Annotated in this window: 11 protein-coding genes and 1 pseudogene; 9 read left to right on the top strand and 3 right to left on the bottom strand. The window is 60.2% G+C overall.

The window, feature by feature from the left end:
- Positions 1–170: 170 nt before the first annotated feature.
- The 5 genes and pseudogenes from PSPTO_RS11675 to PSPTO_RS11695 all read left to right on the top strand — a co-directional run bounded on the left by PSPTO_RS11675 (position 171) and on the right by PSPTO_RS11695 (position 5803).
- Positions 171–1088 carry an AAA family ATPase gene (locus tag PSPTO_RS11675; protein WP_005738027.1) on the top strand — a complete coding sequence of 306 codons (918 nt, stop codon included), beginning with the start codon at positions 171–173 and terminating at the stop codon, positions 1086–1088.
- Positions 1058–2041, top strand: a complete 984-nt coding sequence (locus PSPTO_RS11680; protein ID WP_005765784.1) for a DUF58 domain-containing protein — start codon at positions 1058–1060, stop codon at positions 2039–2041. Before PSPTO_RS11675 ends, PSPTO_RS11680 begins: the two co-directional genes overlap by 31 nt.
- Positions 2038–4062 (top strand): transglutaminase TgpA family protein, encoded by a 2025-nt coding sequence (locus tag PSPTO_RS11685; protein ID WP_046463435.1) that lies wholly within the window; start codon positions 2038–2040, stop codon positions 4060–4062. Before PSPTO_RS11680 ends, PSPTO_RS11685 begins: the two co-directional genes overlap by 4 nt.
- Before the next feature lie 24 nt (positions 4063–4086).
- Positions 4087–4848 carry a CHAD domain-containing protein gene (locus PSPTO_RS11690; RefSeq protein ID WP_011103916.1) on the top strand — a complete coding sequence of 254 codons (762 nt, stop codon included), beginning with the start codon at positions 4087–4089 and terminating at the stop codon, positions 4846–4848.
- A gap of 157 nt (positions 4849–5005) precedes the next feature.
- Positions 5006–5803: pseudogene (locus PSPTO_RS11695) on the top strand (acyl-CoA thioesterase).
- Between the two features lie 9 nt (positions 5804–5812).
- Here the strand turns inward: PSPTO_RS11695 and PSPTO_RS11700 are convergent.
- The 3 genes from PSPTO_RS11700 to PSPTO_RS11710 form a co-directional block, all read right to left on the bottom strand.
- Positions 5813–6052: a hypothetical protein gene (locus tag PSPTO_RS11700; protein ID WP_024666974.1), complete on the bottom strand. Its 240-nt coding sequence runs from the start codon at positions 6050–6052 to the stop codon at positions 5813–5815.
- 125 nt (positions 6053–6177) lie between these two features.
- The gene (locus PSPTO_RS11705; RefSeq protein ID WP_011103917.1) at positions 6178–7653 is read right to left on the bottom strand and encodes a methyl-accepting chemotaxis protein; all 1476 of its coding nucleotides are present in this window, start codon (positions 7651–7653) and stop codon (positions 6178–6180) included.
- Between the two features lie 84 nt (positions 7654–7737).
- The gene (locus PSPTO_RS11710; protein WP_011103918.1) at positions 7738–8574 is read right to left on the bottom strand and encodes a TatD family hydrolase; all 837 of its coding nucleotides are present in this window, start codon (positions 8572–8574) and stop codon (positions 7738–7740) included.
- A 190-nt stretch (positions 8575–8764) separates the two neighbouring features.
- Between PSPTO_RS11710 and PSPTO_RS11715 the strand changes: the two genes are divergently transcribed.
- The 4 genes from PSPTO_RS11715 (at position 8765) to PSPTO_RS11730 (ending at position 13889) form a co-directional block, all read left to right on the top strand.
- Positions 8765–10186: a transglycosylase SLT domain-containing protein gene (locus PSPTO_RS11715; RefSeq protein WP_005765770.1), complete on the top strand. Its 1422-nt coding sequence runs from the start codon at positions 8765–8767 to the stop codon at positions 10184–10186.
- A 106-nt stretch (positions 10187–10292) separates the two neighbouring features.
- Positions 10293–10727 (top strand): DoxX family protein, encoded by a 435-nt coding sequence (locus PSPTO_RS11720; RefSeq protein ID WP_005765767.1) that lies wholly within the window; start codon positions 10293–10295, stop codon positions 10725–10727.
- A 257-nt stretch (positions 10728–10984) separates the two neighbouring features.
- Complete coding sequence (locus tag PSPTO_RS11725) at positions 10985–11293, top strand: hypothetical protein (protein WP_005765765.1); 309 nt, start codon at positions 10985–10987, stop codon at positions 11291–11293.
- A gap of 304 nt (positions 11294–11597) precedes the next feature.
- On the top strand, positions 11598–13889 hold the full coding sequence (locus PSPTO_RS11730; RefSeq protein ID WP_011103919.1) for a sigma-54-dependent transcriptional regulator: 2292 nt from the start codon (positions 11598–11600) through the stop codon (positions 13887–13889).
- Positions 13890–13903: the final 14 nt, after the last annotated feature.

Genomic DNA, 13903 nt, shown 5'->3' on the forward strand with positions numbered 1-13903 from the left:
GGCATGCCGACGCGGAGCGTCGCACGATAGTCGGGTTTTTCGTTCCGCGCGCATCACATCAAATCCCTACCGACTCTAGCGAAACGGCCTACGCTCACCGTAGAGTGTTCAGACGTTTTGCATCGCTTGCAGTCCCGCAGTCATGCAGCTGTTTTCGGAAGGGGCTTTCGATGGGTAGAAAACTCGATGCGTGCCTGAGCGCCATCAATGAAGTGATTCTGGGCAAGGAAGCGCAGGTGCGGCTGGCCATGACCTGCCTGATCGGCGGCGGGCATCTGCTGATCGAGGACTTGCCGGGCATGGGCAAGACCACCCTCAGCCATGCGCTGGCGAAAATTCTTGGCCTGAGTTATCAGCGCATTCAGTTCACCTCCGACCTGTTACCCGGCGATATTCTGGGCACCTCGGTCTTTGATCGCGACAGTGGGCAATTCACCTTCCACCCCGGGCCGATCTTTGCCGAGCTGGTGCTCGCCGATGAAATCAACCGCGCCACGCCCAAAAGTCAGAGCGCTTTGCTGGAAGCAATGGAAGAAGGGCAGGTGTCCATCGAAGGTGCGACCCGACTGTTGCCCGATCCGTTTTTTGTGATCGCCACTCAGAACCCGTTCAGTTCGGGTGGCACCTTTGCGCTGCCCGAGTCGCAGCTCGACCGCTTCCTGATGCGTATTTCCATGGGCTATCCCGCCAGAGCCGCAGAAAAAGCTTTACTGCTCGGCGAGTCGCGCCGTGAGCTGTTACCGCGCCTGCAACCGATTCTGGATCACGCCCTGCTCGGTCAGCTTCAAGCGCAGGCGCGGCAGGTGCGCGCCAGTGATGCGCTGGTCGATTATGTGCTGCGGCTGGTCGATGCGACGCGCAGCCAGGCGCAGTTTGCCTACGGCCTGTCGCCCAGGGCGAGCCTGGCGATTCTGGCGGCGGCGCGGGCCTGGGCGATGTTGCTGGGGCGCGATTACGTGATTCCCGAAGACGTGCAGGCGGTGCTGCCGTCGGTGGTTGGCCATCGGCTGCGTGAGCGCAGTGACCCGACCGGGCATGGCGGCGGGGCGCTGGTGCAATGGTTGTTGCGCGAGGTGCCGGTGCTTTGATCGAACCGCTCAAACCGCGCTGGCAACGCTGGCTGGCACGACGTATTCCCCCGGCGTCGCGCATCACCCTTGACCATCGGCGCATCTTCATCATGCCGACGCGCACCGGCATGACCTTTGCGATCGTGCTGGTGCTCATGCTGCTGGTGGCGATCAACTACCAGAACAGCCTGGCTTACGGCCTGACCTTTCTGCTGCTGTCAGTTGGTGTGCTGGCCATCCTGCACACGTATCGCAACCTCAGCGGCTTGATTCTCAGTGCCGGTGTGGCGCGTTCGGTGTTTGTCGGCGAGCCGGTGCAACTGCGCCTGCGTCTGGAAAGCGCCGGGCAGGCCCATCACGCGTTGGGCCTGGGCTGGAGCGCAACAGCCCTGCAATCGGGCGATGTACTGCCACGCGGGCTGACTGACCTGGAGCTGACTCTGCCTGCCGAGAAACGTGGCTGGCTGCGTGCGCCCAGATTACGCGTCGAGAGCGTCTTTCCATTGGGCGTTTTTCGCGCCTGGAGCTGGTTGGACCTGGAGCAGAGCGCCTTGATCTACCCACGGCCGTTGTCCGGGACCCTGCCGCTGCGCAAAGGTGTGCAGCCCCATGCTGAAGACGACGGCCAAGCGACTCAGGGTGCCGGTGTCGATGATTTTCAAGGCCTGCGCAGTTACCAGCCGGGCGACAACCGCAGCCGTCTGCACTGGAAAGCGTACTCCCGAGGGCAGGGCCTGCTGGTCAAGGATTTCACTGACTTGAGCGGCCATGACCTGTGCCTGGACTTCATGGCACTCGGCGGCGACATTGAGGAGCGCCTGTCGCGCTTGTGTTACTGGGTGCTGGAGTTGTCCCAGCGTCATCAGCCTTTTGCCTTGCGCCTGCCGGGTTTTCTCTCGACGGTGGACAGCGGTGACGCGCATCGCGAAGCCTGCCTGCGCGCCCTTGCGCTCTATGGTCTCCGACCATGATCAACAGGGCCGATGCCATTGCCGCCGTGTCGATAACCGCCGCGCCCATTGCGCGTGTCAGCCTCACCTGGCTGCTGTTGGCACAGGCGCTGGTGGTGCTGCCATTTGTCCAGCACGTGCCGATTTCCATCACCCTCCTGTGGCTGGGCTGCACATTCTGGCGGGTTCAGGTGTTTCGCATGCGCGCCCGGCTGCCCGGCACCTGGATCAAGTCCGGGTTGCTGGTGGGCACCGCGGGTGGCGTGTACCTGGCCCGTGGCAGCCTGGTCGGTCTGGATGCGGGCGCTGCGCTGCTGGTGGCGGCTTTCGTCCTGAAAATGCTGGAGATGAACAACCGTCGCGACGCACGAGTGCTGATCTTCCTCGGCTTTTTTTGCGTGGCGGTTGGCTATCTGTTCGAGGACAACCTGCTGTGGGCGCTTTTCAGTTTGTTACCGGTCGGGGCGTTGCTGGCTGCGTTGATCGGCCTGCAACAATCGGATCTGGCTGGCAAATCCGCCGATACGCTCAAGATGGCCTTCAAACTGATGGCCCAGGCCGTGCCGCTGATGCTGCTGCTGTTTGTGTTTTTTCCGCGCCTGGACCCGCTCTGGTCCTTGCCGCAACCGAGCAACAAGGGTGTCACGGGGCTGTCCGACAACATGGCGCCGGGCGACATGGCAGAACTGAGCAAATCCCCCGCGCTGGTATTTCGTGCCAGTTTTGAGGGGCCGATGCCGGCGCGCAATCAGCTTTACTGGCGCGGCCTGACCCTTGAGCAGTTCGACGGACGTCGCTGGTCGCAGTCGGCACGCGCGCAGACCGTGCAGGTGCCGCAGTGGGAAAAACGTGGCCCTGCGCTGGCCTACAGCATTGTCATGGAGGCCAGCGGTCGACCTTGGATGCCGAGCCTCGACGTGGCGCAAACCACGTTGCCCGACGTGCGCCAGATGAGCGATTTTCGCCTGCAACGCAGACGGCCCATCGAGCAGTCGTTGCTGTATGCCGTCAGTTCCTGGCCGCAGAGCCTTCGCGACCCGCAGTCCAGCGAGCAGATTCAGCGGCAGAACCTGCAACTGCCCGCCAAAGGCGATGAGCAGGCTCGCCAGTGGGCCGCTGACCTGCGCCGTCGCTATGCCAGGCCGGATGCGCTGGTTGAGGCCATGCTCGGCTATTTCAGCGACCAGCCGTTTCATTACACCCTCAAGCCTACGCCGCTGGGTAACGACAGCATTGACGAGTTCCTGTTTGCCAGTCGCCGCGGCTTCTGCGCGCACTACGCCGGGGCCATGACCTTTGTACTGCGTGCTGCAGGCATTCCGGCGCGGGTGGTGGCCGGGTATCAGGGCGGCGAACTGAACCCGGACGGGCAGTACCTGACGGTGCGTCAGTTCGATGCCCACGCCTGGGTCGAATACTGGCAGCCGGGCGTGGGCTGGCGGAGTGTCGACCCGACGGCGGCCGTTGCGCCGCAACGTATCGAACAAGGTCTGGAGCAGGCACTGGCGGCTGACGAAGCGTTCCTGCAGGATTCGCCGCTGTCAGCGCTGCGCTATCGCAACGTGCCCTGGCTCAACACCCTGCGCCTGAGCTGGGACAACCTCAACTACGGTTGGCAGCGCTGGGTACTGGGCTATCAGGGACAACAACAGTTACAAATTCTCGGCCGCTGGTTTTCCGGGTTTCAGGCACCGGTTTTTGTAGCGGGCATCGTGCTTTCACTGGGTTTGATTGCATTGTGGCTGTTCAAGCCATGGCAGCGCGAGAGCGATTCGCAGCTGCGCGTGTTCGGCGCATTTGAACGCTTGCTGGCCCGCCATGGTCTGCGTCGTATGCCGGGTGAGGGCGCTGATGCGTTCTGCCGTCGTGCGGTGTTGTTCTTTCCGCAGCATGCCGAGGCTATCACCGCGTTCATTCGCGAGTTTCAGGCGCAGCGCTACGCTGGACGACTGGCCTCGGCGAGTCGCCTGAGAGAGGCGTTGAGGGCGCTGCGTCGGCGTTTGCCGTGGAGAGTGTCAGCCGTCAGGGACAGGCATTCATGAGTCGTCTTGTCGAAGGGGAATTGCATGTCTTCAATGGTCAATCATCTGGTTGCCGAAGTGTTGGCGCTGGATGTCAAATTGCTCGCTTGTCAGGCGCGTCTGGCGGTTTCGACCGACAGTGAAGCGCTGCATGATTTACGTACCACCGTGCGGCGTCTGCGCAGCGTGTTGCGCCCGCTGCGCGAGATTCCGGCTGCCGCAGAACTGGAAGAAGCCGCCAAGGCGGTAGGCCAGTTGACCACGCCGTTGCGGGACATGCAGGTGCTGGCCGCGTTTCTCGAAGAACAGGGCCTGAACGAGGCCGCGTTCAAACGCGACCAGTACCTGGGAGATGCCTGCCCGAAAGTCGCCACCTCAGCCGAGCTGGCCGGTTTGCTGGCGCTGATCGACCGCTTTCCGCAAACGCTGCGCGTGCAGCAGCGGCAGGGGCTGTTGCGCGGGCTGCGCAAGACCATCGAAAAGCGCATGGACAAGCAGTGGAAGAAACTGCGCGTGGCCATCGCCGAGCCTGGGCATGACCGCCACGATCTGCGGCTGCTGATCAAGCGCGTGCGTTACGCCGCCGAAGCCTACCCGGAACTCAGCCATCAACCGAAAAACATGCAGGCCCGGCTCAAGTCCGCACAGGGCGAACTCGGCGACTGGCACGATCACTTGCAGTGGCTGGCGCAGGCTGAAGAGCAGGCGGACCTGGCACCCTGCGTGCCCGGTTGGCAAATCGGCATCGTGCAGGCCGAGCGCAAGGCCGAAGCGTCACTCAAACGGCTGGCCAAAGCCTGTTTCTGATCTGGCAGGCCGTGGCAGTCTTTTCGCGAAAAAGTGCCATTCAAGCCGCACTAATGGCCACTATGAAGTATGCGGCTCAGAAAGAGGATGGTTATCATCCAATCACTGAATCCTTCATTGAATATTGAGTAACGAATTCTGAGCCGTTGGAGTGACCATGACCTTTTCCGAATTGATCGATGCCGCCCGTGACAACCCGCACTCGGTGACCATTCCTGCCGAATGGTCCCAGGGGCGCGCCTGCTTTGGCGGGTTGATGGCAGCGCTGACCTATGAGGCAATGCGCAAACAGGTGCCGGAAGGGCGGCCAATCCGTTCGCTGGCGATCACTTTCGTTGGCCCGGCAGCGCCCGGCGTGCCGATTGCTTTCGAGGTCGAAATTCTGCGCCACGGCAAGGGCGTCAGCCAGGTGCTGGGGCGTGCCGTGCAGAATGGCGAGGTGATGACGCTGATTCAGGGCAGCTTCGGCGCGGCTCGGGAGTCGATGATTGCCGTGGCCGCCCAGCCCGCACCAGACCTCACACCGCTTGAACACTGCCCGGAGCTGCCTTTCGTCAGCGGCCTGATGCCCGACTACCTGCGCTTCATGGACGTTCGCTGGGCGTTGGGTGGCATGCCTTACAGCAATACACCCTCACCGGCGATTGGCGGTTACGTGCGGTTTCGTGATGAGCAGCAGGCCAGGCCCTTGAGTTAAGCGTACATTCTGGCGCTGGTTGACACCTGGCCGCCGGCGATATTGCCGCACCTGAATAAACCCGCGCCTGGCAGTTCGCTGACCTGGACCATCGAGTTCGTTCAGCCGCAGCCCGCGCTCGATACGCTGCAATGGTGCAGCTATCGCGCGGTCATCGAGCATGCCAGCGACGGCTATGGTCACACGGCCGCAGCTTTGTGGAGCCCTGAAGGCGAGTTGATTGCGATCAGTCGCCAGACGGTGACGGTGTTTGGCTGAACAGGCCGGTCAAGGCTTCTGAGCGAGCCGTGCGGCGTCCTTGCGCTGGAATCCCAGCGCCGCCGCCAGCCCGATCACACCGATAGCCATCGATGAAAGGCTTTCGGAAAACATGCCATTGAGTACCAGCAAGGACGCAAGTATGAACAGGGGGACGGCAATCAGATAAAGAGTAACGCTGGCTGATTGCTCTTGATGATCGATGTTGTCATGACGTTGGTTGTGGTGCAGATCAAGTGGCTTGTTCATGTTCATATTGATGTCCTCTTCAACACGGTATTCAGGACGACTTTCAGTGTGTCGTTCAATGGCTGAAGAGTAGGCCTGCCTCCGGTCGTCCGCGAGTCAAGCCTTTCTATCGTATCGATAGCCTGTTACAGCCTGAGCTGGCCGATGGCGCTGCTGAGCTCGCCCGCCAGTGTGGCGAGCTGGTCGCTGGTGCTGGCGGAATCCACCGTCTGAATCACCGTGCGCTCGGTGACATCGCGGATGCTCACTACGGCGCGGTTCATGTCCTCTGCCACCTGGCTCTGCTGCTGGGCTGCAACGGCGATCTGCGTGTTGCTTTCGCGCATCTGCGCCACCGCGCTGGCAATCGCCGCCAGGGCCTCGCCGGCTTCCCTGGCCTGTTGTACGCATTCATCGGCCTTGAACGAGCTGTCCTGCATGAAATCCACCGCATCGCGGGTGCCGCTTTGCAGGGTCGAGACCATCGTGGTGATCTCGTCGGTCGAGGTCTGCACGCGCCTGGCCAGGTTGCGCACCTCGTCGGCGACCACCGCGAAGCCCCGACCCATCTCCCCGGCGCGTGCGGCTTCGATGGCGGCGTTCAGGGCCAGCAGGTTGGTCTGCTCGGCAATGCTGTGGATCACGTTGACCACGCTATTGATCTTCTGGCTGTCTTCGGCCATGCGCTGGATCATTTCAGCCGTCTGCTGCACACCGCTGGAAAGCCCGGCAATCGACACCTGCACACGATCGACAACGCCCTTGCCGGTGACCGCCAGCGCATCGGCGGTCTGCGACTGATCGCGGGTGGCCGTAGCGTGCTGCGCGATGTGGTGGACAGTGGCCGTCATCTCGTTGATCGCGGTGGCCACCTGATCGGTTTCACTTTGCTGGCCGAGCATGCCCTGGCGCACATCCTTCATGCCCGAGGCCAGATGCGCGGCGCCCTCATCGAGGCGGCTGGCGGTCTGCGAAACGGTGTTGACCACCCGCTGGTATCCGGCCTGCATAGCGTTGAAGGCCTTGGCCATCTGCCCCACTTCGTCGTCACTGCGGTTGGCTACGCGGGCTGACAGGTCGCCGCTTTTCTCGACATGCAGCATCACGTCCTTGAGCGCGTTGAGCTGGCTGAGCAAAAAACGGATCAACAGTTGCGAGGCGCAGAGCATCAGCAACATCAGCACAAAAACGGCGGCGGCGTAGTGCGTGAAGCGATCCAGCAGTATTTGCTTGAAGGTCGGGGTAAAGGCCAGCACGGCAAGCTGCTGACCCTTATTTGCGGGCGCAAGCCAGGCCCCGTTCAGCCATTGACCACCAGACGGTTTATCCAGTGCAACCCAGCCGCTGCCGTTTGCCAGTTCTGGCAGCGCCAGCCCGTTCAGCACGGGCGCCTGACCTTGGGTGTAGACCAGCAGCGTGTCGCTGGAGGGCAGCGGTTTGTCGGCAGGCCAGGCGCTCAGAAGCCGCGCCTGGGCTTGCGCAGCTTGGCGTGAGGTTTCTGCGCGTGCCTGTTGTTCGAGTTGCAGGGCGAACAGCACCAGCAACAGCGTGGTGAAAAAAGCGACCGCGTTGACGGCCCAGAATTTGTACTTCAGTGAAAGGTTGCCAAGCCATGAGCCCATGAGCGGTCTTCTTTGATGATCGTGTGGAATAGCAGCAAGATGCCATCACGATGCCTCATCCATCAACGCCGCCCTTGATGCGGGTCAACAAAGCTGCAGATTTTCTTCCTCTGTCTGTTGCACGGTCGGCAGGTCGAAAAACGCCCGTGCGCAGGCCGTGCTATGACGCGCCAGGTCTTCCTGACTTTCGCCCCGGTGCAACGCCACTTCGCGCAATACTTCCGGCAGATAGGCGGGCTCGTTGCGACCATTTTTCGGCTTGGGGCGCAGGCTGCGAGGCAGCAGATAGGGCGCATCACTTTCCAGCATCAATCGACCGCGCGGGATGTTGCCCACCAGCGCATGCAGGTGAGTGCCACGCCGTTCGTCGCAGATCCAGCCGGTGATGCCAATGTGCAGGTCCAGGTCCAGGTAGCTGAACAGCGCCGTCCGCTCCCCGGTGAAGCAATGCACCACGGCCGCAGGCAGGCGGTCGCGGTAGTCGCGCAGAATGTCCAGCAGACGCTGATTGGCATCGCGCTCGTGGAGAAAGACGGGCAGTTGCAGTTCCACGGCCATGACCAGGTGCGCTTCAAGCACCTTTTCCTGCTGAGGGCGAGGGGAGAAGTCACGGTTGAAATCCAGCCCGCATTCACCCACGGCACGCACGCGATTTTCCTTGAGCAGGGCATGCAACTGTTTCTCGGTGTCGCCGGTCCAATCGCTCGCTGAGTGCGGGTGGATGCCTGCGGTACAAAACAGGCGTTGCGCGCTTTCATCGAGTTCGTGACACAGCTGCAAGGCTTGTTCGCTGCCTTCGACACTGGTGCCGGTGACCACCAGTTGATCGACGCCTGCGGCATAGGCGCGGTCGAGTACCGCCTGTCGCTGCGAGGCGAAGCTTGCGTTGGTCAGATTGACGCCGATGTCGATGAGTTGCATGGTGCTACCTCCAGCTGAAGGCTGCGGAGCATACCAGAGCCGCAGTTGCAATAAGAAATAGCCAAGAAAAAGCTGGGTATTCAAATGATTGAGCGAGAACGCTCGACGACTTTCTTCGCTGTTCGATGCGGCTGCGTGACCTCAAGATTCCTTTTTCCTGTTTTTTTCCGGCATTGCCCTGGGGAAGTGAATGACCCGATCCGCGCTTGTGTCTTTTATCTGTCTGCTGGCCTGTTTGCCGTTGCAGGTGTCTGCACGTCAGTCCGGCCCCGATGCGGTCCAGCACAGCACGCAGGTCCGCGATCTGCCCACCATTCGCAGCAGCAAAGTGTTGAAGGTGCTGGTCAATCAGAGCCGCAACAGTTCCGGCGACGTCAAAGGACAGGAAATCGGCGTCGAATATCATCGCCTGCAAGCCTTCGAGCAATACCTCAACAGCCATGCCCGCGACGGACAGAAAGTCACGTTCAAGATCATTCCCAAAGCCAAGAACCAGCTGTTGACGGCGTTGCAGCGCGGCGAAGGCGACATGATCGCGCCTGGCGAATTGCTTGATGTCAGCGAGGCCAAAGGCATCAAGGCCAGCGCGCCGATCGTGCATGACGTGCCGCTGGTGCTGGTCGGCGTTCGCGGTCAGCGCAGCCTGCGCCGTGTGGATCAGTTGTCCGGGCGCACGCTGAGCCTGCCCAACGGCAGCGCCGCCGATGAAGCCTTGCATCAGGTCAACCGGCAACTGGAGCTGCGCAAATTGCCGCTGGCGAAAATCGAATGGGTCGACCCCAGCCTGGCCGTCGAGGACGTGCTGGAAATGGTCCAGGCGGGTATTTACCCGATGACCCTGGTCGAGCAACCCATTGCTGAACGTTGGGCGAAGATCATGCCTGAGTTGCGCATTGATCGCGGCCTGACCTTGCCGACTCACGGTGACATCAGTTGGTTCGTGCGTGACAACGCCACCCTGCTGCGCGCCAGTGTCGACGACTTTCTCAAGGGATATAAACCGTCGGCCCAGCAGGACCTGGTGTTCGCCAAGGCGTACAAGAACACCTACAAGGTGAATAATCCACTGGTCAGCAACAATCGCCAGCGTCTTGAGCAACTGCGCCCCATGCTGCAACGCCACGCTGATGCGCAAGGCATGGATTGGCTGGACCTCGCAGCGCTGGCATTCAAGGAGTCCAGGCTCGACCCGGCCGCCAAAGGCAGCGGCGGCGCGACAGGTCTGTTGCAGATCACGCCGTCTGCGGCGAAAAGTGTCGGCGTGTCGAGCATTCAGAGCGCCGACGACAATGTCCGCGCCGGGTCGCGTTACATGGCGCAGATCCAGCGCAAATATTTTTCCAGCTCCCGAGTCAACGAGCGCGAGCGCATGGCCTTCGTGATGGCGGCCTACAACCTGGGGCCGGAGCGCGTGCAAGGCATGCGCGAGGAAGCGCGGCGACGCGGACTCAATCCCAACCAATGGTTCTTTCAGACCGAGCGCGTGGCGATGGAGCAGGGTGGGGCCAATGTGGTTGCTTTCGTGAACAGCGTGAACAAGTACTACCTGGCATTTGATCGCGAGCGCGATTCGCTGGAAAAGAGCGGTAACAAAACGGTGGTAAAACGCTAGGTATCGATTTTTTAGATGATTATGCGCCGTTATTTGCGATGTTTACATGAGTCGATTTGATTATGATGGCGTCACTTTCTTCTAATCAATTCCGGAATTTGCCCGCATGAACACATTGATCAAATCGGTCCTTACTACCCGCGCTGGCTACGGTCTGACTCTCCTGCGGGTGATTGTCGGCATCGCGTTCATTGCCCACGGCAGCCAGAAACTGTTTGGTGCCTTTGGCGGATACGGCCTGGAAGGCACGGCGCAGTACATGGAAAGCCTGGGCCTGACGCCCGGCTACCTGATGGCACTGATGTCCGGCAGTGCCGAGTTCTTCGGCGGTGTGGGCCTGCTCCTTGGCCTGCTGGCCCGGCCGGCCGCGGTGGTGGTTATTGTGCTGTTGCTGGTGGCGATTTTTACCGTGCATATCCATAACGGCTTCTTCATGGCCAACAACGGCTACGAGTACGCACTGGCGTTGCTCGGCGGCGCGTTGGCGGTGCTCATCGAGGGCGCGGGCAAACTGTCGCTGGACCGCGTCATCGCTCGATAATCAGCTATGCTTGATCCACAAAGCCCGCTTGCTGCGGGCTTTGTGCGTTTGCAGCACCTGTCCATCAGCTGCACTGGCACGGATGGCAATTGACAACGAATGGGGCGTTTCTCTAGGATGCGTGCTCAAGCGCCGATTTAACAACTACTTGCGGGGCGCCTGGCAAGGCTCATGCCTTGTCGAAATACCGCTAAAACGTTGGTTCGGTGTTGCCTCTCACCGCTGCCCAGCGGATCTTGCGAGGCAGAGAAAAAACCATGAACAACCTGCGCCCCCTCATTCGTCTTTCCCCGATCAGCACGGTCTTGTCCCGCAAGAATCCGAAAATCCTCCTGAGCGGTTCTCATCAGCCCACGCTGTTACGTTATCTGGATGGCTGGCCACGTCGGCGCGGCGGTTCCTGCGCGTTTCTGATCCAGTTCATCGATCCTCAGCAATCGCTAAGCCATTTTGCCAATGACCAGTTCGACCTCGCTGTGGTGCAGTCACCACAAACGGACAACGTCGAGCAGGTCATTCGTGACCTGACGCGTATTGCTCGTCAGGGCTTGATTACGCTGGGTTGATGCACGAACAGCAACGCTGGGACTGTGGCCGCTTTCAAGTACGCCATGTGCATAAGTGCTTTTACTCTAATAATGCTTGCATTTCGCCATCTCTCGGCATGATGATCTCGCGCACTGCCTCACCTGTTATTTCTCACGGTGTGCCGGGCGCAATGCGTCGAGGTCACGAAAGGGCGCTGGAACCCTTTCTACTCAGGCACTTTTCAGCGTGGAGATGACTGTTTAATTCCTGGTAAAACCACGACTGCCTCGAACATGTTTCACCCCTTGCCTCGGATGGTTGAGTTTTTCTGGAGGGATTCCCTTGAGTGATCGTGAGCTATTGCGTAGACCCTCGGAGCCCGACGTTCTTGCTGTCGGGGCCTCAGCTGCGTTTGTACGGGTCATTCATCAGGTTGATCAGATCGCACCGACAGGCCATACGGTACTGATCACCGGGCCGTCGGGGGCAGGAAAAGAAGTCATCGCCCAGCGCTTGCATCGGCTTGGGGTGAACCCGCTCCATCCCTTTGTGGATATCAACTGCGCTGCATTGCCAGCACACCTCATTGAAGCAGAGCTATTCTGTCATAGCCGAGGTGCGTTCACCGGTGCCGTCCATACCCGTGTAGGTCACTTTGAAGCGGCCGGTAGCGGGACGCTTTTTCTGGACGAGATCGGTGAATTGCCTCTTGCCTTGCAGCCTGTGCTGTTGAGGGTGCTGGAGACGCGCAGCTTTCGCCCGCTGGGCAGCAACCTCGTCCGGGCTTTTCAGGGAAGGATTGTTGCGGCCACACATCGCAACCTTCGTGAGATGGTTGATCAAGGCCTGTTTCGTGAAGACCTCTATTACCGGCTGGCTGTTTTTGAAATCGTCTTGCCAGGCCTGGATCAGCGTCCTGAAGATGTTGTGTTGCTCGCGCACTATTTTGCCAGCCGGCTATCCAGACCTCTGAGCTTCACCCCGGATGCTGACGTATTGCTCGCCCGTCAGCGCTGGCCAGGGCATGCCCGTCAATTGCGCACTCTGATCGAACGCCTGAGTGTTATGGCGGACAGCACACTTATCAGCGCAATTGTTTTACAGCCCTTTCTGGAGGTGTCTCGTTCGCAAGAACGGCTGCCGCCACCCCGCGACATCGTTGACGACCTGATGCGTTTACCGGGCAAGGACAAGTTGGCTGCTGCCGAGCAGTTGCTCATTGACCGAGCGCTTCATCTCTCCAGCGGAAACAAAAGCGCAGCCGCCAAGTTACTGGGGGTCGGCCGCAAGGTAATCGAACGACGTCTGAGAGGGCGCGAGCGCGATTTACCCGTGCAATTTGTTTTAAAGCAAGCCAGTCAGGCAATCGCTCGGTCCGAGTTTCAGGCCACGATTCAACTGCTTCAGGCCGCGCTGAGCCAGCGCTACAGCCAGCCGCCCAACCCTGTTGTGGGACGTCGGTTTTTTGAGCTAAATCGGCTTATGGGGGTGTGCTATCGCGGCCTTCAGGGCTGGCTGAGCCCGGATGCCCGAGCCTGTGATGAAGCGGCCCTGCATGCCGGAACGGATATCTGTGAGCCCGCGGAGCTTGCTGCGCTGCAGTTCGGTGTCTGGAGCAGTCAACTGATGGCGCTGGATTTGCAACAAGCACGCTCTACGGCTCAGATAATGTTGCGCCGGGCGCAGGCGAGCGGCGTTCCGGAAATGCTTGAAGAGGCTCAAATCGCCCTCGCCAATACCCTTTACTGGCTGGGCGACAACGAGCGCTGCCTGTCCATCATTGCTCAATCGGGGTTGAGCGCTGACGTAGCGCGCAATCGCATTGGTCAGCAAGGCATCAATTTTGCCGCGCTGGCATTGATGCTTGAGGGGTTATCCGCGTTTCACTGTGGTCTTTTCACCCAGGCAAGGAAAGCTCTGGATGATCTGAGAGCGCTTGGAGCCGAACGATATTCTGCTTTCAGTGACGCGGTCATTTTGCAGGGTGTGGTCTGGCTCGCCTGCCTTTTTGAAGAGGGGACGATAGTGGGCGACTGCGTTCAAGAGCTGATACAGGTATCGCGGGAGAACGGGTTTACCTTCTACCTCGGTGTCGGACAGATCTTTCAAGGTTGGCACATGGCCCAGAGATCACCCATCGAAGCTGGGCTGGCCACCATAGTGGAAGGTTACGAAAAACAGATGCTGCAACATGGCGGGCATTTGTTTTATTCATTCCAGATCTTGAAACGCGCCGAATTGCTGTTGCGAGATGGCCGCTTCGAGGAGTCCGAGGCGCTGGTCACTGAGGCGTTCGGCAGGATCGATATAACGCAAGAGAAGGCCTATCAGAGTGATCTGATGATCATCAGGGGGCGCTCGATCCTTGCTCAGGGCAACGTGCAGGAAGCCGAGCGTGCGTTGCGCAGTGCATTGTCCATGGCGTTTGCGGTGGGGTCGGTGTCGGCGCGAATATCCGCAGCGACATACCTCGCCACTGTGCTCATTGCCCGGGGCCAATCGGATCAGGCATGCGAAATTCTGGATCATGCAGTCGGCGGCATTTCTGCGCATCATGCGCCCCCCATTCTGTCTCGATCTCACGCCCTGTTAGCCACGCTTTTGCCAACACGGATACCGGTTTCCTATAACTGAACTGCAAGGATGAG

Origin of the sequence: Pseudomonas syringae pv. tomato str. DC3000 (genome assembly GCF_000007805.1) — a bacterium.
Lineage (GTDB): Bacteria > Pseudomonadota > Gammaproteobacteria > Pseudomonadales > Pseudomonadaceae > Aquipseudomonas > Aquipseudomonas avellanae.